This window comes from Cesiribacter andamanensis AMV16 (assembly GCF_000348925.1).
GTDB lineage: Bacteria > Bacteroidota > Bacteroidia > Cytophagales > Cyclobacteriaceae > Cesiribacter > Cesiribacter andamanensis.
Window position 1 is genome coordinate 18,801 of record NZ_AODQ01000003.1, and the last position, 24,575, is coordinate 43,375.

The window sequence follows — 24,575 nt, forward strand, 5'->3', positions numbered from 1 at the left end:
AAACGAAGCAGGTCTTGTTAGGCGGGGGTGGGCTACCTGCTTATGGTATGCTATTGGCTGTTTACTGCCTTGCGTCAGAGGGTATAACCTGAGGCAACCCTCCAGAGTTCCCGGCTGGGTAAAATAGTCGCTTAGCAATGGATATCAGTATAGTTAGATACGGGCAGGTTGCAGGGGGCGCAGAGGTTTGCCGGCATTGGAAGGAGATGATGTTTATTTATATGTATTAAAAATTAAACAAAAATATCCTCCTGTGATTATCTTTATACCCCATTAAACCCTTTACCCATGTTCGGATTATTCAAGAAAAAACAGAGCGGGAAAAACTGCAGGAACAGTATAAAAAATTGCTTGCTGAAGCCCATGCGCTTTCCCATACCAACCGCCGGGCAAGTGATCAGAAGGCGGCCGAAGCCGACGAGGTAGCCCGCAGGCTGGAGCAACTGGGCTAATTCCACCCGGCAGAACAGGGCCGCCCCATATCCCTAAGGCCTGTTCATGCTGGCGCCCAGCTGCAGGCCAAAAACCAGCGGCTTTTCCTGGAAGTGAGGGCTCAGCTCCTCACTGCTGTGCAGCTGCACCTGCAGGCTGGGGCCTATGTGGATACCAAACCCGGTATCGAATGGCAGTTCGATGCTGTAGGCGAGGGTAACGAAGCTGCTTATTTTCTGATAGCTGTTGTAGAAGGTAAGCAGGCGGGCATCGGCATGGCTGGTGCTAAAGCGGGTAGGCATGCTGTAGCGGAAGCCCGATGTAAGCCCCAGGTTATGCAGGGTGTGGTTAATCTCACTGGTATGGGTGCGATATTCCGGCACTACGGTGTAGGCCCCCGACTCGCTTATGCTGGTCCGGTAATAGTCGGCCTGTGCATTGCGGTAGGTATAGGACCATTGTTCCTGCTGCATTCCATAAAAAGCACCTGTTTTCCATTCCAGGTTTTTCCGCACCGGCAGTGAAACTCCCAGGGCCGCCTGTGCCCCAAAGCGGGAGCCCGAGAAAGCCGGCTGCGATTCCATGGCAGTGATCACTACAGCATCGGCTGGGTTAGGCTCTACCTGCCGATACGACCAGGTGGGCATCAGCTCTGACCAGAGCAGTGCCTTACCCCCTTTTTTTGCTTGCTTCTCCGCTGGCACCACGGCATACCAGTCGTCCTGTGGGCGCTCTAGCCTGGGTACTGCCAGCTGGTAGGTGAGGGGAAAGCCCTCTGGGCGGCGTGCAGCCAGCTGGGGCAGGGTAGTGTAGGTAGCTGCCTCTACAACAGGTGTCATGCTGCGTGTAGCTGGTTTGTCATGCATGGTACTGTGTGCAGTCTGTCGGGCGTAGGCCCTCTCAGAAGCCGTGTGTGCCTGAACTGCGCCTGGCAATGCAGCCTCCCTACTGCTGGAAGCAACAGCAGCCCTGGCTGGAAGGGGTGTTTCTCCCCCTCTGTTTATTTTTAATCCTTTGGTTACCGGAGCTGTAGCGTCTGTAGGCCTGTGGGTGGTGGTGGGCGACTCAGCAGACACTACCTGCTCGTTATCAGGCGCAGCAGCAGCAGCAGAGGGCGAGGGCACTGCAGGCTGCGGCACGGCCTGCTGCTGGTGAAGGTTCAGAGCAGTAGGGTCATCTGCCGGGCTGAAATTCTGGTCCGGAGCGGGCGCAAGGCTGTTATCTCCTGCCAGTTGGTTCAAAGGGGCGCTGTCGCCAGCTTGCCAGGCCATATACGCGCCGGAAGAGATCAAAAGACCGATGGCAGCTGCCATCCACCAGGCGCTGCGGCGGGGCTTCTGGTCCAGTTCGGCTTCCAGCCGCTCCCAGGCGTCTGCCGGAGGCTGGCCTTCCAGCCCCTGAAGGCGCTGGCCTAAATGGGATTCCCAGGAGTTATACTGCTTTTTCATACCGTTTTACCCCCATTTCTGCTAATCGTTTCTGAAGTAGGTGTCGGGCAGCGTGCAGCTGCGATTTTGACGTGCCTGTGCTAATGCCAAGCATCTCGGCTATTTCGGGATGGGTGTAGCCATCCACCACATAGAGGTTAAAAACCAGCCGGTAGCCCTCTGGCAGGGCCTGTATGAGCTCGGTCAGGGTCTGGTCGCTCAGCTGGTCAATGATCTGGGTGTAGCTGTCATCTACCACCTGCACCCCCTGCACATCCAGATGGGCCATGAGTTTGGCCGAGGCCTTATACTGATTAATGGCATGGTTGATCATGATGCGGCACATCCATCCCTCCAGTGAATCGGGATTCTTCAGGCTGTCAAGGCTTTTGAAGATCTTTACAAAGCCCTCATGAAAAATGTCTTCGGCATCGGCAGCAGAGCGCGTATAGCGGAGGCACACCCCCATAAGCTTATGGCGGTACGCTTCGTACAAAGATCGCTGTGCCCTTCTGTCGCCGTTTCTGCAGCCGGCCAGAAGCTCATTTTTCGTCATACAGCTCAGGTGGGCCCGTCGCCCGCTAGGTGCTTACGCGCATTGATTGATGGTTGATGCTGGTTTCCATACTGGGGCTTCCGGTGCAGCTCCTGTCCTTGTCCAGCCTATCGAGCGCTATACGTTTTGTGATAATCTCCGTATTGGCAGAACGTATAAACATTTCGGGTTTGAATTCAATACTACAGCTTTCTGCGGAGCTTTCCGCAATCTGCAACTGTACATAGGCATAGCTGCAGGCAGGGGGTGCTCCCGTGCCGGATTGCTGACAAAACTGGTAAATAAAATAGTCCGACCCTTTGTAGCCGCGTGCCGGTGTATAGTACAGCTGGTCGCCCTCCTGACGAATAGCCCCATGGGCGGGCGCTACTGCAATGCTTATGGCAGGTGCTGCGCCCTGGCAGTAGAGGTCATTGGTTAGCACGTCCAGCCGCTGGTCAATGCAATTTGGAACAATTTCCAGACTATCACTAAAGGCACCCGTCTGGCAGGGGGGCTGGCTACTTTCGGTCAGCATCTGGATATAGAGGGTATCACTGGCGAGCACTTGTCCGTTTTGCAGCACCATATACCCCATGCGGTCCCGGCCGCTGCGAAAATCCGGGTCGGGCTTGTAGAGCAAAAAGCCATGGGGATTGATCTGCAACTCACCCCGCCGGGGAGCAGCCGTAATCTGCAGGCTAAAGGGGCTGGTACTGGAATACAGGCTCTCCAGGGTAAAAACGCTGGGCCCATGCCCGGATGCCCAGATAGACCGGCTGCCGTTTGCCAGAAGTTCTCGCTGGGGAACTACATCTTCTGCCAGCTGATCGCAGCTGTAGAAGCCAGGGCCAAGGAGTAGGAGCAGAAAAAATAAGGGCCGTTTCATGCTGGGGGTAGAAGAGCGGTTTATCTCTATGACAGCAGCTCTGCAAAAAGGGTTGGGTGGTTCCCCAAACTGCAGGGAGAATTTTTATAGACGGCTGGCGGACGCTATAAAAGGGTCTCTGCAGCCACTGAAAAAGGGAGGTCCGCCAGCGACAGCCTGAAATTTTACGGGAGTCTGCTGCGGTCTTCCGGCCGATAATACTGGATTCCTACCTGCTTTTTTATACCTTACTGAAAAAAACATTTCTGCCATGACCGAACAAACGCGCCGCTCCTTTCTTGGGAGATTAGCAAAGGGGGCAGCCCTTGGCGGACTGCTGCTACTGCCTGGCCAGCCTGCCAGTGCCGGATCTGCTAAGAAAGGCTTTATCCATCAGGTTTATTTCTGGCTTCGCAAGCCCGAGAATGAGCAGGACAAGGCCCGTTTGCTGGAGGGCCTGCGCATGCTCAGCAAGGTAAAAACCATCCGGGAGTACCATATAGGGGTGCCGGCCGGTGCTACCCGGGATGTAGTGGATGCCTCTTATGCCATTTCCTGGATGTTGGTCTTTAAGGATAAAGCAGCTCAGGATGCCTATCAGGTAGATCCCATTCACCTGAAATTTGTAGAAGAGTATTCAGCTTTATGGAGCAAAGTAGTGGTGTATGATTCAATTGCTGTTGAATAAGTACCCTATTCTTATAATTTGCTGCAAAATCAGTTCCTGTTTAGTTGTTATTTCTATAAAAAGAGAATATTAATTTGCTATTGTTGATATTTTTTCGTATACTAAAATAAAGGCTTTTCGGTGCTCTATACTCCTGCAGTCCTTTGATAATACTACATAATCGAGCCTTAATTTGCTGATTGATAGTAGGCTATAGGAGGGTAGTTTTCGGTACTATATAAAATACCCTATATATCTTATTTGCCTGAGTGGAAGCAGAAAATGTGGATCTGGGCATAGTATAAAACTACTGTAGGTTACAGCCGTTAGCCGCTTTTATAATGATCAACAATTGCCCTATTATGCTTTATACACGCAAAAACACCCAAGATTATACCTCACTGGCCGAACAGGTGATCCTGTATGCTGAAAAAAGAGGATTTGAAGAGATCAAAGCCGACTTTGATGGATACGATAAGCCTGCATCGCTTAACATGCTTCAGCAGCAAATTAAACTTACCCCTGATTTTACGGCAAAGCGTGGCAACAACAAGCACTACTTTGAGCTGGTGGTGAAAAATGAAGAGCGGGAAGATCAGCTAAAACTGGTTAGCAAGTGGAAGGCCCTGGAAATGATCGCCGGTATGAAGGGCGGTCGCCTGCACCTGTTTGTCCCCCGCGGAAGTTATAAATTTGCCACCGACCTGGTGCGGGAGCATGGCATCGAGGCCAGGATCACCAAATTATCCGATATCCAGAACTAACAATTCCAGTCTCAGCCAGATGAAAAACATGAGTCATCCCGAATTTTTAGCGGGACACTTAATAAAAAGGCCTCATAATGAATCTTGAGGCCTTTTTTATTAAGGTAGGCTGTCATCTCGACCACCGGGAGAGATCTTGGAAAGTTTTAAGTAATGAGTTGTCCTATGCCGGATCTCTCCCGCTGGTCGAGATGACGTCCCTTCTTTATGTTTTTGGGCTAGAATACAGTAATCTAAGGCTGTTTTAGCCATTTAGAAAATTCGGGATGACTCATGTTTCTTATTTATCTGCTACCATTGTTTCTGAAAAGCTGTGATGCAGTCTGTCCCTGAAGCCGCAGGCTATACACCGATTTGTAGTGGCTGGGGTCGGCCAGGTATTGCTCCAGCTCTTCCCGGATCTGTGCGTCCATCAGCGGCAGAAGGGGTTGGGCTACCTGTTCAAACTTTTTCATCGATTGCTGAATGCGGGCATCCCATTGAGGATAGAGGCGGTCAAAATCATCGGGACGGATCACTTTGCGGCACTGGCTGTTTCCGCAAAACACCTCCATTTCCCGTTCCAGGTTAAAAATGCCGTATTCATCGGTGATCTGTTCGCCGGCCTCAATGTCCCGTATGGCAAACTCAAAGCCCCAGCCCGTGGAGATGGTATTGCACTGGCAGCAGTGGTTCACATACTTGGCAATATCCCAGCTCACAATGCGGTAGCCCCGCTCATCGATATAGGAATATTTATCAATGGCCTGCTGCATCACAGGCGGATGTTTCTGAAAATCTGCTGGCGCCACCTCTATTTCCAGGCTATCCCGGATGTAGGTAATAGTGCCCTCGGGAATCCTTTTTTTCGCAAACACACCATAGCCTATGGCGTCGTTGATATAGCGAAGCTCGATATCGGGATGTATCATAGAGAGTGTAAACTGGCCGAACGGAAAATGTGTTCTGCCAACCATCAAATTACTGAAAGTGTGCAATATCACAAGCGCTGCCGTGGGCTTCAGTAGAAAAATATCTCTGACTATTTCTGGTACAGTATGGGAGTATGTGTTGTGAAATGAAAATGGGCAAAGCTACAATTGTCTCCTTTGCTCTCTCAATCAACTAGCAAGGGTACTTGCTGCAGCAGCGTATAGCCTCCCATCCAGGCCATGAGCACCACTACCACTCCCCCAAAAATGCTCAGCCAGAGGGGGTGCCGGTACTGGCCTACAATGCGCTGCTTGTAGGCCGCCAGCAGCATGGTGGCCAGTGTAATGGGCAAAATAAGGCCATTGAGTGCTCCGGCCAGGATCAGCAGCTGTACCGGCCTTCCTATCCCTACAAAAACCAGTGTTGAAATGGCAATGAAACCAATGATGAACCAGTTTTCCTGCCTGGCTACAAGTGGATGAAAGGACTTTAGAAAGGAAACCGAGGTATAGGCCGAACCAATCACCGAGGTAATGGCGGCAGAAAGCATCACCAGCCCAAAAAACCGGTAGCCCAGCGCACCGGCGGTTAGCTGAAAAACTGAGGCTGGGGGATTGCTCTCCTCCAGCACCAACCCCTTGCTCACCACCCCCAGGGCGGCCAGAAAAAGAAAGATCCGGACCAGGGAAGCGACCCCTATGCCTGATACGGCACTGCGGTTTACCTGCGGCAGCAAGGCCTGCCCGCTGATGCCTGCATCCAGCAGCCGATGTCCGCCGGCAAAGGTGATGTATCCGCCTACCGTACCCCCCACCAGGGTAATAATGGCTATGAAATCAACCTCAAGCGGAAGTACTGAGCGCAGCGCAGCTTCACCCAGGGGAGGCGCCGAGAGGATAGCTACATAGATGATCAGCAGGATCATCAGAAAGCCCATGACCTGCGCAAAGCGGTCCATAACCTGTTTGGCTTCCCGCATAAGAAAAACCCCTATGGCAACGCCCGCAGCCAGTACAGCGCCCAGTTTAGGATCCAGCCCCAGCAGGGCTTGTAACCCCAGCCCGGCACCGGCCACATTGCCAATGTTAAAGGCAAAGCCGCCCAGCACAATCAGCAGGGCAACAAAGTAGCCCAGCCCCGGCAACAGAAGGTTGGCAATGTCCTGCGCCCGCTTGCGCGATACCGCTATGATGCGCCACACATTCAGCTGCACCCCTATGTCCAGCACAATCGACATCAGGATCACAAAGCCAAAGCTGGCCCCCAGCGATTGCGTAAACACAGTGGTCTGGGTAAGAAATCCCGGCCCCACCGCAGAGGTGGCCATCAGAAAGGCGGCGCCCAGAAGTACACTCCAGGAAGTGCGAGCGTTCATGCTTGCACAGAAGTAAAGGGTTGCAAACGTACCCCTTCCTGCTGCAGGCGGGCATGGAGTTGCCGGGCAAAGTCCAGCGCATGGGGTCCATCGCCATGCAGGCAGACCGTATCGGCCTGCAAGGCTACATCCGACCCCTGCACCGACTGCACCCGGCCTTCCCGCAGCATGCGTAGCACCTGGCCAACGGCAACGTCTGCATCCTCAATGAGAGCGCCTGTCTGGTTGCGGGGGGTAAGGGCGCCGTTCTGCTGGTACGTGCGGTCGGCAAACACCTCCTGTGCCGTGGCAAGTCCGCGCTGCTGGCCGGCCTTTACCAGCGCGCTGCCGGCAAGGCCAAACAGGATCAGTTGCGGATCGAAGTGGTAGACAGCTTCGGCTATGGCCCTGGCCAGGGAGGGGGCGGCAGCGGCCATGTTGTAGAGCGCGCCATGGGGCTTTACATGCCGCAGGGAGCTGCCTGCTGCCCGGGCAAAGGCGGACAGGGCGCCCGTCTGGTACAGCACCAGCTCATAGGCCTCCCGGGCCGAGATCTGCAGCGGGCGGCGGCCAAAGCCCTGCAGATCGGGCAGGCCCGGATGGGCGCCTAGGGCTACCCCGTGCTGCAGCGCCAGGGCTACCGTTTGGCGCATAACGGCCGGGTCGCCGCCATGAAAGCCGCAGGCAATGTTAGCGGAAGTGATATAGGGCATCAGGGCCTGGTCCTGGCCTATGCGATAAGCGCCAAAACTTTCGCCCATGTCGCAGTTCAGGTCTATGGAAAGGGTACTCATGCGGGATAGTTCATTTTAAGATCAAGGGCCCGTTGGAGCTGCTGCAGCTGCGCCTCCTGCTGCATAAGCGCCTGCTGTGCCTCTGCCATGCCCACTTCCCTAAAGTGCAGGGGGGTGCCTGGGCGGGCCTGGGCCAAGATCGGTAAATCGGCGCTAATAACCTGAGCAATGCGCGGATAGCCGCCGGTGGTCTGCCGGTCGGCGCCCAGCACAATGGCCTGGCCGCCGGGCGGAACCTGCACCGTACCAAAGGTTACGGCACTGGAGAGCAGCTCTGCCTGCTTCTGCAGGTGAAGCGCCGGTCCCTGCAGGCGGCAGCCCATGCGGTCGGACTGAGGACTCAGCACAAAGGGGGTCTGCCAGAATTGTTGCTGGCTTTCGGCGGTGAACACTTCCCATTCCGGGCCAGGCAGGCAGCGGAGAGAAAGGGGCTCGGCCATGGCAGGAGCCAGGGGGAGGTCCCTATTCCAGCCAGAAATACCCCAGCCCGCCGGTGCCCAGGGGGCTGGACCTGCCTTGGCCCTCAGCAGCTCCATAAGCCGGAGCGTCTGTGCCTCTGCAGGGCCTGTCTGCAGAAGGTCATCCGCCTGCAGGGCCCTTCCCCTGAATCCTCCCAGGCCGGCTCGCAGATAGGTAGAAGCACTGCCCAGCAGTGGCGGAACGCTTACCCCCCCGGCCAGCGACAGGTAGCTTCTGCAGCCCCTGCTAAGGGCGCCCAGCCGAAGTATGCTTCCCTCTTTTGCCCAAAAAGGCTGGTGAAGGGGCAGGGGAGTTCCCCCCAGGCTGGCCCGCAGGGGAGCACCTGTGAGGGCCATCAGCTGGTCTTTTTCCAGGAGGAGGGTGGGACCCGTCAGCGTAAGCTCCAGGGCGGCGGCTCCCGGCAAATTGCCCACCAGCAGATTGCCCAGCCGAAGCGCTACTGCATCCATAGCGCCGCTCACCACCATCCCCAGGGCTTGGAAGCCCCGGCGGCCGCAGTCCTGCACGGTTGTTTGCAGGCCACTCTGCAGTACCCTAAGCGCCATGGGGCCTCCTTTCCAGTTTGCGGAATTCAGGCTCGCTGATGGCCACAAAGCGCAGGCGGTCACCCATCTGCAGCTGGCTTGGAGAATCCTGCCGGGGATCAAAGAGCTGCAGCGGACAACGGCCGATCAGCTGCCAGCCGCCGGGGGTTTCCAGAGGATAAATGCCGGTTTGCAGGCCCGCTATGCCCACCGAGCCGCTGGGAATAGCTTGCCGGGGTTCTGCTTTCCGGGGTGTTGCCAGCTGCTCCGGTAGCCCGCCCAGGTAGGCAAAGCCAGGGGCAAAGCCCAGCATGTATACCAGGTACTCCCCCTGCTGGTGCAGTTTAATTACTTCCTCAGGGCTAAGGTGGCAGTGGCGTGCTACCTCATCCAGGTCAGGCCCAAAGGCCCCGCCATAGCAAACGGGAATTTCTACCAGCCGGGCGGGAGGGGGTGCAGCCTGCTGCAGTTCCGCTACGATCTCCTCTACCTGACTCAGAAACTGCTCATAGGGGGTGATCTCTGTACGGCTGGCTACTGCTGCCGGCTTGTAATAGAGGGTAAGGGTGGTATAGGCCGGTACTATCTCCAGCAGGCCGGCCAGGGGGTGCTGCTCCAGATGGGTGGCCAGGCTGCGCACCCGGGCATGCACCTGCGGGGAGATGGCATCGCCAAACTGTACCACCAGGGCGGCATCGCCCAGGGGGTAAAAGCAGGGATAGGAGGGGGTCGGTTCAGGCATTTAACGTAGCGGCTAAGTAAACAAAAGGCTCAGCAACAGTACACCCCCCAGGCCACAAAGGGCAATCAGGCTGGTCATCACCGTCCAGGACCGCAGGGTCTGCTGTTCGCTCAGGCCAAAATACTTGCTTACCAGCCAGAAGCCACTGTCGTTTACATGCGAGAGTATGGTGGCGCCCGAAGCGATGGAGATCACCAGCAGCGCTTTGTGGAACTCACTGTAGGCTGTGCCTTCCAGAAAGGCGGCCGTCATGCCCGCAGCGGTGATCATGGCTACGGTAGAAGAACCCTGCATGATGCGGATGGCCGCAGCCGTTACAAAGGAAAACAGGAGTGCGCTTAGCCCCCAGTCAGTCATTACTTCAGCCAGCATTTTGCCGGCGCCGGTAGCGGTCAGGATCTCTTTAAACACCCCACCCGCCCCGGTAATGAGAATGATAAGTCCCGCAGGTGCCAGCGAACGGGCGCTGATGTCCAGTAGCGCTTTGCGGCTATACCCCTTTCGAACCCCCAGCAGGTACCAGGCCAGCAGGTTCGCCAGAATGAGGGCCATGAAGGGATGCCCCAGCAGGGCCATGCTGTTCCTAAGGCCCGAGCCAAAAGGCCAGCTGGTGCTGAGCGGGCTGTTTAGCAGGGTGTTGAGCAGGATTAGCAGCAGCGGCAGGCCTACCAGGCCGCCAATAAGGCCGGCAGAAGGCAGCCGCAGGGGAGGCTGACCGGATTCTGGAAGGCCTGGGGCAATGGCTACGATACGGCGGGCAATGTAGCGGCCAAAAAGGGGACCGCTCACCACGGCAGCCGGCAGCCCCACCAGGGCCCCCACCATGATCACCCAGCCCAGGTCGGCCCCCAGGATATCGGCCACCGCTACCGGCCCGGGCGTAGGAGGGATAAAGGCGTGCGTAATGGCCAGGCCCGCCAGCAGGGGAATGCCATAGAGCAGCAGCGATTTGCCCGTTTTCTTCTGCAGGGCATAGGCAATGGGCACCAGGATCACAAAGCCCACATCAAAGAAAACCGGAATGGCCACCAGAAAGCCGGTTGCCATCAGTGCCCAGGAGGCCCGCTTTTCGCCCAGGCTGCCCAGAATGGCGGCCGCCAGTGCCTGCACCCCGCCCGAATGCTCCAGCATGGCCCCAAACATGGCGCCCAGCCCAACCACAATGGCAATAAAACCCAAAGTATTGCCCATGCCCGTCTGCACACTGCGGATGATCTCCAGGCCAGGCATGCCCGCCATCAGACCAACCGCAATGCTGGCAATCAGCAGGGCCAGAAAGGCCTGGATCTTTACATACAGGATCAGGAACAGCAGCAGGCCAATGCCTGCCAGGACGGCCAGAAGCAGGGAATAATCAAGCATGCAGAGGGGCGCGCAAAGAGGTTAGTAGTGGGTAAGTGTATGCAAAAGTATACCTACGGCTGGCCCCATTCTGTATGAAAGTACTCATCTGCTGCTCTATCTACCCGCCGGTAGGTATGTGCGCCAAAGTAGTCCCGCTGGGCCTGGATCAGGTTGGCGGGCGACTGGGCGGTCTGGTAGCCAAGATAGTAATTTAGGGCAGAAGTAAACACAGGCAGCGCAATTCCCGCCCCTACACTTTCGGCAACAATTCGGGCAAAGCCCGGAGCAAAGCCCTTCATGCGCCGGATGATGGAGGGGGCCAGCAGCAGCTCCTCTTCAGTTTTATAAAGCTCTACCAGTTCCTCCATCAGCTCGGAGCGGATAATGCACCCGTTGGTCCAGATACGGGCAATCTCGCTAAAGTTCAGCTGCCAGCCCTCCCGCTCCGATACGGCCCGCATCAGCGCAAAGCCAATGTGGTGGTTGAGGATGCGGCAGGCCTGGTAGGCCCCCCGGAGCTGCCCCAGAAATTCCTGTGCATTGCCGCTATGGCGGGCAGGTGTGTGCTGGTACAGGGTGGCGGCCTTTACCCGCTGGGCCTTGCGGGAAGAGATTGCCCGCGCCATCACTGCTTCGGTAAGGGGGCCATAGGGCACCCCATGCTCCAGGGCAGCGCTAACCGACCAGCCTCCGGTGCCTTTTTGCTCGGCCTGGTCCAGGATCTTGTCCAGCAGCAGTCCACCGCCTTCCTGCTTGCGCATAATATCCACCGTAATGCCCAGCAGGTAGCTGTTGAGTTCTTCCTGCTGCCAGGCAGCAAAGGTATCGGCAATGGCGGGGGGTGCCAGCCGCAAATATTCCCGCATCAGCTGGTAACACTCGGCCAGGGCCTGCATCTCGGCATACTCAATGCTGTTGTGCACCATCTTGATAAAGTGGCCGGCGCCCTCCGGCCCAATGTAGGCGGTGCAGGGCAGGCCGCGCCGGTCTTTGGCCGCCATCAGTTCCAGGTAGTGCTGCACCAGCTGATAGCCCTTCTGGGCGCCTCCGGGCATCATGCTGGGCCCCTTACGGGCACCCTCTTCACCCCCCGAGATGCCGGTGCCGACAAACTCAATGCCCTTTTCGGCCAGAAGGCGGGTGCGGCGGGCGGTATCCTTATAAAAGGAATTGCCGCCGTCTATGAGCACATCTTCTGCATCCAGCAGGGGCAGCAGGGCTTCTATCTGCAGGTCTACCACCGGTCCGGCTACAATCATGAGCAGGATCTTGCGGGGCCGCTCCAGCGAGGCTACAAAGGCCGCCAGATCATCAAAGCCCTGCATGCCGGGAATGTGGGGATGCTCCTCCAGGATCCTGCGGGCCACCTGCTCTTCGGTGCCGGTCACATGCCGGTTGTACAGGGCCAGGCGCACCCCTTTTTCGGCCAGGTTCAGGGCCAGGCTTTTGCCCATGACCCCCAGGCCAATAATGCCAAATTCAGATAAGGTATTCATAGCGTTCAGATTTGTTACCACTTGCTCTACCAGCTCCTGGGGTGATAGAGCAATGTTCAGATGGATGCCATAGTCGGGCTTTTCAAGGGTAGCCAGCTGGGAGTCCAGCAGCTCGGGCGACATAAAGTGGCCGGTGCGGTTCTTGAGGCGTTGCTGAATGAGCGCCCTGGACCCCTCCAGAAACACCCAGCGCAACTGGGTGCGGGGTATGGATTGAAGCGTAATCCTGTACTGCTCTTTCAGGGCCGAACAGGCCAGCACGGCACCTCCGCCGGCCTCCCATTGTTTGATGTGGGCGGCCAGTTGTTCCAGCCAGTCCTTGCGGTCCAGGTCGGTCAGGGGCTGGCCCTGCTGCATTTTGCGAATGTTGGCCGGAGGATGAAAATCGTCGGCATCATGGAAGGGAAGCCCCAGCCGTTGGGCCAGCAGTTGGCCGATGGTGGTTTTTCCGCTTCCCGATACCCCCATTATGATACAGATCATGCGAAAAAGTAGTAATGTAGGATCGGCTTCCTCAATATAGCGAAAAGCCTGAAAAGCGGCAGATGGTTTTGGGGCTTCAGCAGTCTTTGCCCAAAAAATGGCTGTAACATCCCGCAGCCCGGCATGTTTACTAGCGGTAGCCTTCCCCCTGTTGCTGCAGAAGCAGTGCAGCCGGGTGGAAAAATTCTGGCTACGACAGGGCCACAGTATAAACGAAAAAAAGCAAAACGTATGGATGACTTTATGGAACTGGCCATTGCACAGGCCAAAAAGAGCCGCTCCGAAGGGGGTATTCCCATTGGTTCGGTGCTGGTGCAGGGGGGCATGGTTGTTGCCCAGGGCCACAACAAGCGGGTGCAGGAGAATAACCCCATTCTGCATGCGAAATGGACTGCCTCAACAATGCCGGACGGCTTGGCAGCTACCGCAATACGGTCATTTATTCCACCCTTATGCCCTGTTACATGTGTGCCGGTACCATTGTGCAGTTCAAGATCCCGAAGGTAATTGTGGGCGAATCGCAGACCTTTCCCGGCGCCCGGGAGTTTATGGAAAGCCATGGAGTGGAAGTGATAGACCTCAACCTGCCCGAATGTGTAGAGATGATGCAGGCCTTTATCCGGGAAAAGCCCGAGCTCTGGAACGAGGATATCATGGAGGAGTGAGGGCAAAAGCTCAGAACTAAGGGGAAAAGCAGAAAAACAGCCTTGCCCGAACTGCCAGCCTCAGACCGGTGTTTATCAGGCAATTGTCAGTAGTCAGCATGCCTCCGCCCATCCTGTAGTAAGAAGGATAGACGATGGCCCGGTGGCAATTCCTGTTGCATCCTATGAACCTTAGCTGTTTACAATACCTCCCACTCCAGTTGCCATCAGGTGCCGGCGGCCCTTCCTGTAGGCTGCTGTTGGGCATATTGCTGCTGGTAGGGGTGCCGGCCATGCTTTCGGCTCAGGTAGCTCAGGCGAGGGAGGGGCTGCCCGTTTCCCTGCAGCTGGAGCCCCAGAAGCTGCCGTTTACCCCCTCCGAATTCTGGATTGCCGATGTGCAGGACGAACGGGACATACGCTCGGCCGTAGCCTGGCTGCTGCCTGCCGGGCCCGAGCCAACAGGGTCCGCCACTCAGGCCATAGACCTGAAGGGAGGGGGGCATGCGGCCATACGGCGCTTTGTGCAGCAAAGCCTGCCAGCCAATAAAAAACTACGCCCCCTGCAGATTCGCCTGAAGGGCTGCAGCATTACCGAAACGCCGGGCCAAGCCGGAAAGGTAGAAGGGCGCATCTCCGTTTCCATGGAATTTGATCTGCAGACCGAAGCCGGGCCTGTACACCTGACCAGCTACACCGGAGGGGTACGCTATAGCCGGGATGCCCGCCACCATGCCGTCGTGGAGCCGGCCCTGCGCCAGTCGCTCAGCCGGGCGTTGGAGTATCTCCAGGACTGGATGAACGAGCAGGCGCCCCACAACGAAAAGCTGGCCAGGGGGGTCAAGATCTTTTTTACCGACTACAGCAATCCCCTGGCGATCGATACCGTCTACTACTCACCCGAGCGCCCCCTGCGCTGGGACGATTTTAAGGCGGCCCCCAGCCGCAGCAGCCGCTTTGCCGCCAGCGTATTTCCCAGCTTTGCCTATAGGGGCAGCAGCGAGGTGGTAGAGGGGTACATCCACCTTACGCTCAGCATGCGGGTCTATGTGCTGATGGAAAATTCCTGGGTAAAACCGGCCTCCCGGGATGCCTACGGGCTCAACCATGAGCAGCGCCATTTTGATCTGGTAAAGCTGGTGGTAGAGCGCTTCAAGCAGCAGCTGCAGGCACAACGCTATCCGGTGGCCGATTATAACGGCCTAATAGCCACGCAGTACATTGATTTTTTCAGAGAGATGAACAAGGTGCAGGAAGCCTACGATGGCGAGACCGGTCATGGTCTGAACAGGGCAGCCCAGCAGCGCTGGAATGAAAAAATTGATGCCGAGCTGCGTAGTTTCGGCATTAAGGAGTAGGCTGTTCAGTTGACCGGAAAGGGGAGACTTCCATAAATTTAATGGTAGTCCTGGAAGAAAATATGCTACCGATTGCTGAAATTTGCCCAGGACGGGCGTTGTCCGGTCCTTTGCACTTCTTTTCTCACTCGCTACCATGAAACGCATTTTCTTTCCGCTTCTGCTGGCCTTTTGTGCCAGTGTAGCCTATGCGCAGCAGCAACAGCCGGCCTTTAACGAAGAGGCCTATGTGAACGCCCAGCAGCAGGTCCTCAATAATCCGTATCTGCTTAGCCCCTATGCTGAACAGCTGTCTCCGGAAGATCGCCTGGCCGGGCTTAGCCTGCTCTGGTCGGAGGCAAAGTTCAATTTTGCCAACTTTGATCTGGCCCCGATCAACCTGGACAGCCTCTACAAAGCCTACCTGCCGCAGGTTATGGCGGCTCAAAGCACCTTTGACTACTACCAGCTGCTGCGCTCCTTTTACGCCCGCCTGCGCGATGGCCATACCGGCGTAGGCCTGCCACAGGAACTCTGGGCCCGTGCCTATGCCCATCCCGGTGTAGAAGCAGCCCTGGTAGAGGGGCGGGTGGTGCTTCACCAGCTCTATGCAGGGGTAAGCCTGCCAGCCCCCATGGCCCTGGGCGATGAGGTGGTAGCCATTGATGGACTGCCGGTGGCGGAGTACATTCGCCAGCGGGCAGCACCCTATGTCAGCTTCTCCAGCCCGCAGGATAGCATAGCCCGCATTCTTCGCTATGACCTCTTTTTTGGCGATGCCAGCCAGCCCATTCAGCTGCAGCTGCGCAACAGAAAGGGAAAGCTGTATGCGGGTACACTTCAGCGGCTGGCGCCTAAAGGCTTTTTTCAGTCGGGCCTGCCGGTGGGCGAGTATAAAGTGCTGCCCGGCAATATCGGGTACCTGGCCCTAAATACCTTTAATGATGAGGCCGTGCTGCCTTTTTTGAAACCCGCTTTGAGGATATCAGCAAAACCAGCGCCTTAATCATTGATCTGCGCAACAATGGCGGCGGAAATGGCCAGCTGGGCTTTGAGATTCTGGGCCAGCTAACCGAGCAGCCTTTTATGCAGGCAACCACCATTTCCCGCACCTATAGCCCTATGGGCCGGGCCTGGGGCAAGCCTATTGAGATCGCCCAAACCGCCTATGACTGGAAACCGCATAAGGGGCGGGCCTATGAAAAGCCGGTGATTGTGCTGGTAGGTCCCTCTACCTATTCGGCTGCCGAAGATTTTACCCTGGCCTTTAAGCAGTCCGGCAGGGGCCTGATTGTGGGGGAAGCCACCGGAGGCAGCACAGGCCAGCCCTATTTCTTCCAGCTGCCGGGCGGAGGCTATGGCTGGGTGTGCACCAAGCGCGATCTGTTTAACAACGGAACCGATTTTGTAGGCACCGGCATCTATCCGGACATAGAGATAAAACGCAGCCTGGCCGAGATGCAGAAAGGCCGCGATAATGTACTAGAGTTTGCCCGTCAGCGGCTGGCGGCAGCTGCGCCTACCTCTAAACGGTAAGGAAGCAGGGGGGGCTGGCCAGAAACGCAGCAGAACCTGCAGGTCTAATCGGCTCTCACTGGTTCATAACCCCCTATCATGCAGAGTAGGGAGGCTTTCATAAATATTTAGGCCCCGTCCGGTACTTCCTTTTGGATATACCGGGCGGGGCCTTTAGCTTTGTTCAGGTAAATCCAGATAAACATGCAAGTTTCAAAAATGGCCGGTGGCCTGATCGGCTCGGAGATCATCAAGATTGGCAATGAGGTGAATGAAATGATTCGCCGGGGCGAACAGATCTGCAACCTGACCATCGGCGATTTTGATTCTGCCCTGTACCCCATTCCGCAGGAGCTGGAAGATGAGATCACCCGCGCCTACAAGGCAGGGCATACCAATTACCCCCCGGCCAATGGCATGGCCGATCTGCGCCAGTCGGTTGCCGCCTTTTTGCAGGAGCACCTGGGATTAGACTATTCGGTAAATGACATTCTGGTGGCCGGTGGCTCCCGTCCGCTCATCTATGCCACCTACATGGCGCTGATCGATCCCGGCGATCGGGTGGTGTTTCCGGTACCTTCCTGGAACAACAATCACTATTGCCACCTCTCCGGTGCCCTGCAGGTGCCGGTAGAAACCAGCGCCGCCAACAATTTTATGCCCACGGCAGCCGAGGTGGCCCCGCACCTGAAGGGGGCTACGCTGCTGGCCCTTTGCTCTCCCCTGAACCCAACCGGCACCGTTTTCTCCCGAGAAGATCTGGAGGCGATCTGCGAGCTGGTAATTGCCGAAAACAAGGGACGCGGCCCCGGCGAAAAGCCCCTCTACATCATGTATGACCAGATCTACTGGATGCTGACCTTTGGCGACACCGGCCACTTTGATCCGGTAAACCTCAGGCCCGAGCTGCGAGACTATGTGATCTATATTGACGGCATCAGCAAAGCCTTTGCCGCCACAGGTGTGCGGGTAGGCTGGGCTTTTGGCCCTTCGGGGGTGATCGATAAGATGAAGTCCATCCTGGGCCACATAGGCGCCTGGGCACCAAAAGCCGAACAGGTGGCTACTGCCCGTTTTCTGCAACATCAGCCTGCTGTAGCGGGCTATGTTGAGCAGTTTAAGGGAAAGGTGCAGCGAAGCCTGAATGCCCTGTACGAAGGACTAAAGGAACTGAAGGCCGAGGGCCTGCCGGTGGATGCCATAGTCCCCATGGGGGCCATTTACCTGACGGCGCAGATTTCGGTGCTGGGCAAAACCACTCCCGAGGGCAAGCTGCTGGCTACCAACAAAGACATTACCTTCTACCTCATTCAGCAGGCCAGGCTGGCCCTGGTGCCCTTTGGCGCCTTTGGCACCTCCGATACGGCTACCTGGTTCCGGATGTCGGTGGGTGGCGCCTCGCTGGAGTCCATTCAGGAAGCCCTTCCCCGCTTAAGGGAGGCCCTTTTGCAGCTTCGATAAATACGGAATATACCTATATATACAGCTGTACGGCCCGGTTCTGCATTCCCTGTGGGGGTGTGGGGCCGGGTTGTATGGTGTAAGGAGCGCCTGTCCATAGGTGTTCTATCCCCGCAGGGCAAAGAGCAGCGCAGCCAGCAGCAGTACCAGGCCTACCAGATCGGCCATGCGGCGGATCATCAGGTAGAGGATCTTGTTTTGTCGGGCCATGGTGTAGTCAGAGGGGGGGTTAAACAATTTCAAAACGTTCGGTATACACGCTGCGCCAGTCAATGCCCAGCTTGCGCAGCTCCAGCTCGGTTACATCCATCAGGGGTCTGGGGCCGCAGATAAAGTACATATAGTCCTGCGGATTCTCGGGCAGGTATTTTTTCAGCAGCTCATGGGTAACATAGCCCTTTTCGCCTTCCCAGTCGGGCTCGGGATCGCTCAGCAGGTGCACCACCTGCAGGTCTAATTGCTGCTGCAGCTCTTCCAGCTCGTCCCGGAACGTAATGTCTTTATACTTTTCACTTCCATAGATCAGTATTGCCTTGCGGGGATCCTTGGTATCGCGCATCCAGCGCAGCATGCTCATGGCAGGGGTTACGCCTATGCCCCCCATGACCAGAAACAGGTGCTTATCGGGCTCGGGCGTAAAGGAGCCATAGGGCCCTTCCAGATAGGCTTTGGTTCCTTCCTTCAACGAGCCCCACTGGCCGGTAAAATCACCCGATTCTTTAGCCGTAAAGCGGATCACCTCCTCTTTGGGACTGGAGGCAATGGTAAAGGGGTGTTGCTGCAGCGAGTAAGGAGTAGGCCCCAGGGTGATCCAGGCAAACTGCCCGCTTATAAAGTCCATGTTGGGGTGGCCTTCGGGCTGCAGGCTGATGCTCCAGCTACTGTCTTTTTCGGCTCGTACCTCCACAAGGCGGTAGGGGCGTTTTTTGAGCTGCCGGGGCCGCACCAGCCGGGTATGGATCACCAAGTACATGCAGCCACCCATTAGGGCTGCCAGCACTATCTTTTTCCAGAGGGGGTCCAGGTAATGGCCCACCTGCACCGAATGCACTATGCCTACAAACACAATGGAAAGCGCCAGAAAGCCATGCAGCAGGCGCCACTTTTCATAGCTGAGCCCAAAGGCCGTACGCCAGATGCTGGTGATGACGATGAGGACAAGGGCAATGGTAACCAGACTGAGCGAGATGGCGCGGGGCAGGTTTACGGCCGGATCAAAAAATGACAGGTAGCCTGAGTTGGCCAGCAGCATGCAGATGGGATGGCCCAGCACTAAGAAAAAGGAGATGACGCCCCACCTCCCGATGAAACTGCACCACATTGTCCATGCCAAAGGTAGGGGCTATTTTGGGATACCTGCCCGAAAAGAGAAACTGTATCCCCATCATGCCCAGACCAATCAGGCCCAGGGCTACGCCAAATTCTTCCAGAAAGCTGCGAAAAGGGGGCAGTTTACCCAGCAGGGCAATGCCCATGGGCAGCAGGGAGAGCAGGCTGTAAACCAGCAGCCAGAAAAAGCCAAGACGGTAGGTGTAGCGCATAGGGTAGGCTGTAGGCAGGGCAGGAGGTACGCAACCCTCCCTGCCTTATTATAGTAGCCAACCCCTTTCCAGCTTTTTTGTTAGGTCAAAAGGGAGGGCAGGCACCTGCAGGAAGGTTGCAGGAAGGGGCAGGCTTGCCTATCTTTAGGCAGATTTTACCCTCAAGAAGCTGCCGTTATTTTTTTTGATATGACACGTTCTGCTACCCCCCACCTGGTGGAATGCCCCCGCGATGCCATGCAGGGCCTCCACGATTTTATTCCTACCCAAACCAAGATTGACTATCTTAACCAGCTGCTGCAGGTTGGCTTTGATACGCTGGATTTTGGCTCCTTTGTGTCGCCTAAGGCTATCCCCCAGATGCGCGATACTGCAGAGGTGCTGGAAGGGCTGGACCTGAGTACTACCCAGACGCAGTTGTTGGCCATAGTAGCCAATGAGCGCGGTGCGCAGGAGGCCGCTCAGCATGCTCCCATCCGTTACCTGGGCTTTCCGTTAAGCTTGTCGGAAACCTTTCAGCAGCGCAATACCAACCGCAGCATTGCCGAAGCCTTTCAAAGCCTGGAGGCCATCCAGCAGCTCTGCCAGCAGAGCGGCAAGGAGCTGGTCACCTATATCAGCATGGGCTTTGGCAACCCCTATGGCGACCCCTACAGCCTTGATGAGGTGGCCGCTTTTGTGGAGCGCCTGCACCAGATGGGAGTAGGGATCGTAAGCCTGTCGGATACCATAGGCACAGCCACAGAGGGGGAGATACGGGCGCTGTTTGGGCAGATCAGCGGGGCTTTTCCCCAGCTAGAAATTGGGGTACACCTGCATAGCCGCTATGCCGATGTGGCCGCAAAGACCCGGGCTGCCTGGGAGGCCGGATGCCGCCGCATTGATGGGGCGCTTAAAGGTTTGGGCGGCTGCCCCATGGCCAAGGATGAGCTGGTAGGCAACATGGCAACTGAAGAGATTGTGCGAAGCCTGGATGCCCTGGGCGTACCCCTTTCGCTGGACCGGGAAGCGCTGCAACTAAGCCTGCAGCTGGCGGCCAGTATTTTTCCGCCTGCTCACTAGCCGCAGTCGGCAGGGCCGCTGTGCCTTCGGAGGGTCTACACCAGCGCTGCAAACAACTAATTGGGGGGCTGAGCGTTAGGATAGTGGAGACAGAACCCCATGAAACACTTCCCTCTTTTATATGCACTAGCGGCGCTGATGCTGTTTAGCGCCTGTGCCGGCAGCAGCTCTCGCACGGCCGACCGTCCCGCTGCGCCCAACCTGGTGCCGCAGCAGGGCGATGACGAAGAATATGAGCTCATCATCATTGACCCGGGTTTTAACAGCTGGTTTGCCACCAATGCACGGCCGGTCAATTACTACTCCCCCCAGCACTACAAGCAGTGGAACGACCGCTATGTGCGGGCCTGGAATGAACTGGCCGACCGGCAGGGGCCACGCACAGGGCCGGATTACCCCTTCCAGAACCATATTCAGTATGACCCCTCGGAAGACTATGGTCTGGAACTGAACTACGAACTTTACTGGTACTTCCGCTATGTGGAATCTATTTGGGGGCGGCGTTACAACTTTCCCGGGCCAGGCGGTGGACGGCGGTTTTAACGCTATTCCTGCACTCGCTGCTGGTACTCAGCCAGATAGGGAAGTAGAAAGGCGCCTGCCCGTGCCATTTGCAAAGTAGGCTCACCGTTCACTTTAGGTAAATCCCGGATGAAACCTTACACTGTACAGGAATAGGCCTGTTTGGGTTAGATTAGGGCTTTAAGTCCCGCTACCTTAGCAGCTGTATCGGAGGAGTTTTATCCAGGATGTTACGCTTATGAGATCTTTACTACTTACCGCAAGCTTGCTGCTTTTCCTTAGCCTGGGGGCTAGTGCGCAGGGCGATGCCATTGCTTATCTGCAAAACGGCTCAAAATTGTACGCTTCCAAAAACTACAAGGAGGCCTTTGAGAGTTTTAACCGTGCCATTGAAACAGATCCTACTTTTGCTCAAGCCTACTTTATGCGGGGCAATGCCAAAAAAGGATTTGATGACCTGCATGGTGCCATGAAGGATTTTAACAAGGCCCTTGAGCTGAACGGAAACCTGGCCGATGCCTACCATATGCGCGGTAGCCTGAAGTTTGAGCTGCAGGACTACTATGGCGCCATTGCGGATTTTACACGCGCCATCGCCATTAATCCCAGCCATCAGGAAGCTTACTACGCCCGCGGTATGGCCAAGCAGCAGATCGAGGCGTATGAAGATGCCATCAACGACTGCTCAAAACTGATCGAGATCAACCCCAAAAATATAGATGCCTACTTCCTGCGCGGCATTTTGCGCCTGGAGCATGGCCAGACCGAGGCAGGCTGCCTGGACCTGAGCAAAGCCGGTGAACTGGGCGATATCAAAGCCTATGAAGTGATCCGGGAGAAGTGTAATCAAAAGTGTTTTGTACGAGAGGCTTACTAATGTTTAATAGATAAGCTAAGATAAACAGGTGTTATGTGAACGTGTGCTCTGACGTTGGTCAGAGCTTTTTTTTGTCTCAGAAAACGCAGAAGGGGGTGCTGTCTGCAGGGTGCAGGTCTAGGCCAGCAGCGCAAATTTTTTGCCCGGCAGGGCACGCACAAGGCCTCGTAGCTCCAGCTCCAGCAGCAGGCCAGCCAGCTGCGAAAGGGGTACCTGGCTGCGCCAGCTAAGCTCATCGATCTGGTAGCCGCCGGCCTGCTGCTGCAACAATTCCACTACGGCCCGCTCGGCAGGGCTTAAGTCTGGCGGCAACTCCTGCAGGCTGGGGTTTGCGGGTGCTGCTTCGTTCCAGCGCAGCTCCTCTACCACATCGGCTACGGAGGTGTACAGGTGGGCCTGCTGGCGCCGAATTAGCTGGTGGCAGCCGGCCGAGGCCTCGCTGTGCAGGCTGCCGGGTACGGCAAATACCTCCCGGTTGTAGTCCAGGGCCAGGTTGGCAGTGATCAGGGCACCCCCTTTACTGGTGGCCTCTACCACAATGACGGCATCGGCCAGGCCGGCAATGATGCGGTTTCGGGCGGGAAAATTAAAGGCATCGGGTTGCGTGCCATAGGGATATTCGGTGAGCAGACCACCCTGTTTGAGCATCTCAACCGCCGTAGCCCGGTGGGTAGCGGGGTAAAGGATATCCGGTCCGCTGGCCATGACCCCTACCGTAGGCAAGCCTGCCCGCAGCGCAGCACGGTGGGCTACAATATCAATGCCATAGGCCAGTCCGCTTACAATCAGGGGGTTATGCGGGGCAATGCCCTCCAGCAGCTGCTCGGTAATGGCCTTGCCATAGGGGGTAGAACGCCGGGTGCCAACAATGGCTAGTGTTTTGGGAAGGTTGAGCAGGCCGGCGCCACGGTAGTAGAGCACATAGGGAGCATCGGGAATCTGCTTAAGGCGGTGGGGGTAGTCGGGATCGGTATAGGCCAGTATGTGGAGACCTTCTTTTTGGGCCCGTTCCACAATTCGTTCGGCTTCCCGCAGCGGGCTGGGATCGGCCAGGGCTTCAAGCGTTTTGCTGCCAATGCCCGGCACGCGGCTGAGTTTGTTTCTGGGTGAGCTGAAGACCCGGCTGGCGGCTCCACTGTAGCTAACCAGCTGTTTGGCCAGCAGGGGGCCAACCCCCATAACCTGCGATAGGGCTACCTGGTACAGCTTTTCATTGTCCATACCCTACAAACCGTTCTCAGGGCATGCTGTTCTTTAGCTCGTCCAGAAAAACACGGATCTCTTTGAGGGAATCGATCAACTTGAGGCGGTCCTGCAGATGGGGCTGGTTGTTTTTGAGCATGTCTTTGGCGCCCTGCAGTGTAAAGCCTTTCTCCTTTACCAGGTGGTAAATGAGCTTTACATTTTCAATATCTTCCCGGGTAAACTGGCGGTTCCCCTTGCGGTTTTTCTTGGGCTTGATGATGTCAAACTCATTTTCCCAAAACCGGATCAGCGAGGTGGTAACGTTCAGCTGGGTAGCTACTTCGCCAATCGAAAAATATTTCTTCTCTATTTTCTTTTCTTTGTACGCCACGGTGCTCTGGTTTGCTTATCGTACAATCCTATTGTTCAGCTGCAAAGGTACTTCAGGAAACGCTTCTGCCGAATCTTTTGCTGCATTTTAAATTAATTCTTTCAACAGTTCAAGCTAAATTACTGATGTTCAATTAATTAGAATGCATATGAAAGCATTCTGCCAGTGCTGAAGGTACTGCCAATTGCTGTAAAGAAAGTCAGGGGCATGCTTGCATGCTTCCCTTAAAAATAACAACTTTTAGGCCTGTCAAAAAAGCGGCAGGCCGTAAATCTTTATCCACAATGGAGCATGTACCTGCTTTGGCAGCTTCCGGACAACTGCTCAGCCGCCTGGCGCCTACCCCCAGCGGATTTTTGCATAAGGGCAATGGGTTTTCATTTGTTCTCACCTGGCTGCTGATGCGCGCAGGGGGTGGCAAGCTGCTGCTGCGCATTGATGATGCCGACGCCGGCCGCACCCGCCCCGAATTTCTGGACGATATTTTCCGGAGCCTGGACTGGCTGGGCCTGGACTGGGACCTGGGCCCGCAGAGCCCCGATGACTTTCTGGCGCGCTACTCACAGGGCCTGCGCTACTCCCTCTACCACCAGCTGCTGGAGGGCCTGCAGCAGCAGGGGGTGCTCTATGCCTGCCGCTGCAGCCGCAAGCAGATTGCCGAACAGTATACCGATGGCATATACAGGGGCAGCTGCCGGCAAAAGTCCATTTCCCTGAAGGCAGTTGGTGTTAGCTGGCGAATTCGGGTAGCCGAAAAAGAAGTCTGTTTTCAGGAAGCGGCTATGGGCAGGCGCTGCCTGGACCTGGCCCGGCAAATGGGCGATTTTGCCGTAGGCCGAAAGGATGGCCTGCCGGCCTATCAGGTTGCGTCCCTGGCCGATGACCTTCACTGGGGTGTCAACTACATTGTGCGAGGAGAAGATCTGTTGTATTCCACGGCAGCACAGCAGTACCTGGCCCGGCTGCTGGCCAATGGAGCTGGACTTAGCCCTTTAGGCCAGCAGGCCGCTGCATTCTTGAACATTCCTTTTCTGCATCATCCCCTGCAACTGGATGAGCAGGGGCAAAAGCTCTCCAAATCGGCGGGCAGCACAGCCCTTAAAAGCCTGACGCGAAGCCGGAGGGTCGCCGCTGCCCGTTTACGCCCTTGTAGCCGACTACCTGCAGCTACCACCGGATGCGGCTGCCTCCCTGCCTGATCTGCTAACAGCGGCCCAG

At 56.4% G+C, this 24,575-nt stretch carries 25 protein-coding genes and 1 pseudogene; 12 read left to right on the top strand and 14 right to left on the bottom strand.

Features of this window, described 5'->3' with window-relative positions:
* Positions 1-347: 347 nt before the first annotated feature.
* On the top strand, positions 348-452 hold the full coding sequence (locus ADICEAN_RS23660; protein WP_316928495.1) for a Lacal_2735 family protein: 105 nt from the start codon (positions 348-350) through the stop codon (positions 450-452).
* A gap of 33 nt (positions 453-485) precedes the next feature.
* Here the strand turns inward: ADICEAN_RS23660 and ADICEAN_RS00925 are convergent, their stop codons facing one another.
* The 3 genes from ADICEAN_RS00925 to ADICEAN_RS00935 are packed head-to-tail and all read right to left on the bottom strand — an operon-like array spanning position 486 to position 3,283.
* On the bottom strand, positions 486-1,880 hold the full coding sequence (locus ADICEAN_RS00925) for a hypothetical protein (protein WP_009193611.1): 1,395 nt from the start codon (positions 1,878-1,880) through the stop codon (positions 486-488).
* Positions 1,864-2,415 carry an RNA polymerase sigma factor gene (locus tag ADICEAN_RS00930; protein WP_009193612.1) on the bottom strand — a complete coding sequence of 184 codons (552 nt, stop codon included), beginning with the start codon at positions 2,413-2,415 and terminating at the stop codon, positions 1,864-1,866. Before ADICEAN_RS00930 ends, ADICEAN_RS00925 begins: the two co-directional genes overlap by 17 nt.
* 25 nt (positions 2,416-2,440) lie before the next feature.
* The gene (locus ADICEAN_RS00935) at positions 2,441-3,283 is read right to left on the bottom strand and encodes an Ig-like domain-containing protein (RefSeq protein ID WP_009193613.1); all 843 of its coding nucleotides are present in this window, start codon (positions 3,281-3,283) and stop codon (positions 2,441-2,443) included.
* Between the two features lie 250 nt (positions 3,284-3,533).
* Here ADICEAN_RS00935 and ADICEAN_RS00940 point away from each other — a divergent pair, with 250 nt between their 5' ends.
* Together ADICEAN_RS00940 and ADICEAN_RS00945 are read left to right on the top strand one after the other, a co-directional pair.
* Positions 3,534-3,950, top strand: coding sequence for a Dabb family protein (locus ADICEAN_RS00940; protein ID WP_009193614.1), 417 nt, complete (start codon positions 3,534-3,536; stop codon positions 3,948-3,950).
* A 341-nt stretch (positions 3,951-4,291) separates the two neighbouring features.
* The gene (locus tag ADICEAN_RS00945) at positions 4,292-4,693 is read left to right on the top strand and encodes a hypothetical protein (RefSeq protein WP_152426256.1); all 402 of its coding nucleotides are present in this window, start codon (positions 4,292-4,294) and stop codon (positions 4,691-4,693) included.
* A 284-nt stretch (positions 4,694-4,977) separates the two neighbouring features.
* On the opposite strand, the gene ADICEAN_RS00950 is transcribed toward ADICEAN_RS00945, so the two are convergent.
* The 7 genes from ADICEAN_RS00950 to gndA form a co-directional block, all read right to left on the bottom strand.
* The gene (locus tag ADICEAN_RS00950; protein ID WP_009193617.1) at positions 4,978-5,604 is read right to left on the bottom strand and encodes an SET domain-containing protein; all 627 of its coding nucleotides are present in this window, start codon (positions 5,602-5,604) and stop codon (positions 4,978-4,980) included.
* 185 nt (positions 5,605-5,789) lie between these two features.
* Complete coding sequence (locus ADICEAN_RS00955) at positions 5,790-6,980, bottom strand: NRAMP family divalent metal transporter (protein ID WP_009193618.1); 1,191 nt, start codon at positions 6,978-6,980, stop codon at positions 5,790-5,792.
* A complete protein-coding gene (locus ADICEAN_RS00960) occupies positions 6,977-7,753 on the bottom strand; it encodes a LamB/YcsF family protein (RefSeq protein ID WP_009193619.1) in 777 nt (258 codons plus the stop codon). Before ADICEAN_RS00960 ends, ADICEAN_RS00955 begins: the two co-directional genes overlap by 4 nt.
* A complete protein-coding gene (locus ADICEAN_RS00965; protein WP_009193620.1) occupies positions 7,750-8,778 on the bottom strand; it encodes a 5-oxoprolinase subunit C family protein in 1,029 nt (342 codons plus the stop codon). The genes ADICEAN_RS00960 and ADICEAN_RS00965 overlap by 4 nt, the downstream gene beginning before the upstream one ends.
* Complete coding sequence (gene pxpB / locus ADICEAN_RS00970; RefSeq protein ID WP_009193621.1) at positions 8,768-9,499, bottom strand: 5-oxoprolinase subunit PxpB; 732 nt, start codon at positions 9,497-9,499, stop codon at positions 8,768-8,770. Before pxpB ends, ADICEAN_RS00965 begins: the two co-directional genes overlap by 11 nt.
* Positions 9,500-9,511: 12 nt before the next feature.
* On the bottom strand, positions 9,512-10,861 hold the full coding sequence (locus ADICEAN_RS00975) for a GntP family permease (protein WP_009193622.1): 1,350 nt from the start codon (positions 10,859-10,861) through the stop codon (positions 9,512-9,514).
* Between the two features lie 53 nt (positions 10,862-10,914).
* Entirely contained in the window at positions 10,915-12,822 is a 1,908-nt protein-coding gene (gene gndA / locus ADICEAN_RS00980; RefSeq protein ID WP_040395914.1) for an NADP-dependent phosphogluconate dehydrogenase, read from the bottom strand.
* Positions 12,823-13,053: 231 nt separating this feature from the next.
* Here gndA and ADICEAN_RS22215 point away from each other — a divergent pair.
* From ADICEAN_RS22215 to ADICEAN_RS01005, 5 genes and pseudogenes are all read left to right on the top strand, one after another.
* Positions 13,054-13,487, top strand: a pseudogene (locus tag ADICEAN_RS22215) (nucleoside deaminase).
* Positions 13,488-13,726: 239 nt separating this feature from the next.
* On the top strand, positions 13,727-14,824 hold the full coding sequence (locus tag ADICEAN_RS00990; protein WP_152426257.1) for a hypothetical protein: 1,098 nt from the start codon (positions 13,727-13,729) through the stop codon (positions 14,822-14,824).
* Between the two features lie 136 nt (positions 14,825-14,960).
* Complete coding sequence (locus ADICEAN_RS00995; protein WP_009193626.1) at positions 14,961-15,809, top strand: S41 family peptidase; 849 nt, start codon at positions 14,961-14,963, stop codon at positions 15,807-15,809.
* An 8-nt stretch (positions 15,810-15,817) separates the two neighbouring features.
* Positions 15,818-16,339 carry a S41 family peptidase gene (locus ADICEAN_RS01000; protein ID WP_236612846.1) on the top strand — a complete coding sequence of 174 codons (522 nt, stop codon included), beginning with the start codon at positions 15,818-15,820 and terminating at the stop codon, positions 16,337-16,339.
* Positions 16,340-16,522: 183 nt separating this feature from the next.
* Positions 16,523-17,779 (top strand): pyridoxal phosphate-dependent aminotransferase, encoded by a 1,257-nt coding sequence (locus ADICEAN_RS01005; RefSeq protein ID WP_040395902.1) that lies wholly within the window; start codon positions 16,523-16,525, stop codon positions 17,777-17,779.
* A gap of 229 nt (positions 17,780-18,008) precedes the next feature.
* Here ADICEAN_RS01005 and ADICEAN_RS01010 read toward each other — a convergent pair whose 3' ends face one another.
* Both ADICEAN_RS01010 and ADICEAN_RS21655 read right to left on the bottom strand, forming a co-directional pair.
* Positions 18,009-19,031, bottom strand: a complete 1,023-nt coding sequence (locus ADICEAN_RS01010) for a ferredoxin reductase family protein (protein WP_009193630.1) — start codon at positions 19,029-19,031, stop codon at positions 18,009-18,011.
* A complete protein-coding gene (locus ADICEAN_RS21655; RefSeq protein ID WP_009193631.1) occupies positions 18,994-19,320 on the bottom strand; it encodes a hypothetical protein in 327 nt (108 codons plus the stop codon). Before ADICEAN_RS21655 ends, ADICEAN_RS01010 begins: the two co-directional genes overlap by 38 nt.
* A gap of 189 nt (positions 19,321-19,509) precedes the next feature.
* Here ADICEAN_RS21655 and ADICEAN_RS01015 point away from each other — a divergent pair, with 189 nt between their 5' ends.
* From ADICEAN_RS01015 to ADICEAN_RS01025, 3 genes are all read left to right on the top strand, one after another.
* Complete coding sequence (locus ADICEAN_RS01015; protein ID WP_009193632.1) at positions 19,510-20,382, top strand: hydroxymethylglutaryl-CoA lyase; 873 nt, start codon at positions 19,510-19,512, stop codon at positions 20,380-20,382.
* 99 nt (positions 20,383-20,481) lie between these two features.
* Positions 20,482-20,925, top strand: a complete 444-nt coding sequence (locus ADICEAN_RS01020; protein WP_152426258.1) for a DUF6146 family protein — start codon at positions 20,482-20,484, stop codon at positions 20,923-20,925.
* Between the two features lie 244 nt (positions 20,926-21,169).
* Positions 21,170-21,781 (top strand): tetratricopeptide repeat protein, encoded by a 612-nt coding sequence (locus ADICEAN_RS01025; RefSeq protein WP_236612845.1) that lies wholly within the window; start codon positions 21,170-21,172, stop codon positions 21,779-21,781.
* A 117-nt stretch (positions 21,782-21,898) separates the two neighbouring features.
* On the opposite strand, the gene dprA is transcribed toward ADICEAN_RS01025, so the two are convergent.
* Positions 21,899-23,002: a DNA-processing protein DprA gene (gene dprA / locus ADICEAN_RS01030; RefSeq protein ID WP_009193635.1), complete on the bottom strand. Its 1,104-nt coding sequence runs from the start codon at positions 23,000-23,002 to the stop codon at positions 21,899-21,901.
* Positions 23,003-23,018: 16 nt separating this feature from the next.
* Positions 23,019-23,357 (bottom strand): MerR family transcriptional regulator, encoded by a 339-nt coding sequence (locus tag ADICEAN_RS01035; protein ID WP_009193636.1) that lies wholly within the window; start codon positions 23,355-23,357, stop codon positions 23,019-23,021.
* 284 nt (positions 23,358-23,641) lie between these two features.
* On the opposite strand from ADICEAN_RS01035, the gene ADICEAN_RS01040 reads away from it, so the two are divergent.
* Positions 23,642-24,556, top strand: coding sequence for a glutamate--tRNA ligase family protein (locus ADICEAN_RS01040; RefSeq protein WP_009193637.1), 915 nt, complete (start codon positions 23,642-23,644; stop codon positions 24,554-24,556).
* Positions 24,557-24,575: the final 19 nt, after the last annotated feature.

What these genes read in the sequence shown, in the direction of transcription:
- ADICEAN_RS00925 (WP_009193611.1), bottom strand. Translation starts at nt 1,880, where the DNA reads ATGAAAAAGCAGTATAACTCCTGGGAATCCCATTTAGGCCAGCGCCTT.
- ADICEAN_RS00930 (WP_009193612.1), bottom strand. Translation starts at nt 2,415, where the DNA reads ATGACGAAAAATGAGCTTCTGGCCGGCTGCAGAAACGGCGACAGAAGG.
- ADICEAN_RS00935 (WP_009193613.1), bottom strand. Translation starts at nt 3,283, where the DNA reads ATGAAACGGCCCTTATTTTTTCTGCTCCTACTCCTTGGCCCTGGCTTC.
- ADICEAN_RS00940 (WP_009193614.1), top strand. Translation starts at nt 3,534, where the DNA reads ATGACCGAACAAACGCGCCGCTCCTTTCTTGGGAGATTAGCAAAGGGG.
- ADICEAN_RS00945 (WP_152426256.1), top strand. Translation starts at nt 4,292, where the DNA reads ATGCTTTATACACGCAAAAACACCCAAGATTATACCTCACTGGCCGAA.
- ADICEAN_RS00950 (WP_009193617.1), bottom strand. Translation starts at nt 5,604, where the DNA reads ATGATACATCCCGATATCGAGCTTCGCTATATCAACGACGCCATAGGC.
- ADICEAN_RS00955 (WP_009193618.1), bottom strand. Translation starts at nt 6,980, where the DNA reads ATGAACGCTCGCACTTCCTGGAGTGTACTTCTGGGCGCCGCCTTTCTG.
- ADICEAN_RS00960 (WP_009193619.1), bottom strand. Translation starts at nt 7,753, where the DNA reads ATGAGTACCCTTTCCATAGACCTGAACTGCGACATGGGCGAAAGTTTT.
- ADICEAN_RS00965 (WP_009193620.1), bottom strand. Translation starts at nt 8,778, where the DNA reads ATGGCGCTTAGGGTACTGCAGAGTGGCCTGCAAACAACCGTGCAGGAC.
- pxpB (WP_009193621.1), bottom strand. Translation starts at nt 9,499, where the DNA reads ATGCCTGAACCGACCCCCTCCTATCCCTGCTTTTACCCCCTGGGCGAT.
- ADICEAN_RS00975 (WP_009193622.1), bottom strand. Translation starts at nt 10,861, where the DNA reads ATGCTTGATTATTCCCTGCTTCTGGCCGTCCTGGCAGGCATTGGCCTG.
- gndA (WP_040395914.1), bottom strand. Translation starts at nt 12,822, where the DNA reads ATGATCTGTATCATAATGGGGGTATCGGGAAGCGGAAAAACCACCATC.
- ADICEAN_RS00995 (WP_009193626.1), top strand. Translation starts at nt 14,961, where the DNA reads ATGAAACGCATTTTCTTTCCGCTTCTGCTGGCCTTTTGTGCCAGTGTA.
- ADICEAN_RS01005 (WP_040395902.1), top strand. Translation starts at nt 16,523, where the DNA reads ATGCAAGTTTCAAAAATGGCCGGTGGCCTGATCGGCTCGGAGATCATC.
- ADICEAN_RS01010 (WP_009193630.1), bottom strand. Translation starts at nt 19,031, where the DNA reads ATGCTGCTGGCCAACTCAGGCTACCTGTCATTTTTTGATCCGGCCGTA.
- ADICEAN_RS21655 (WP_009193631.1), bottom strand. Translation starts at nt 19,320, where the DNA reads ATGCGCTACACCTACCGTCTTGGCTTTTTCTGGCTGCTGGTTTACAGC.
- ADICEAN_RS01015 (WP_009193632.1), top strand. Translation starts at nt 19,510, where the DNA reads ATGACACGTTCTGCTACCCCCCACCTGGTGGAATGCCCCCGCGATGCC.
- ADICEAN_RS01020 (WP_152426258.1), top strand. Translation starts at nt 20,482, where the DNA reads ATGAAACACTTCCCTCTTTTATATGCACTAGCGGCGCTGATGCTGTTT.
- dprA (WP_009193635.1), bottom strand. Translation starts at nt 23,002, where the DNA reads ATGGACAATGAAAAGCTGTACCAGGTAGCCCTATCGCAGGTTATGGGG.
- ADICEAN_RS01040 (WP_009193637.1), top strand. Translation starts at nt 23,642, where the DNA reads ATGGAGCATGTACCTGCTTTGGCAGCTTCCGGACAACTGCTCAGCCGC.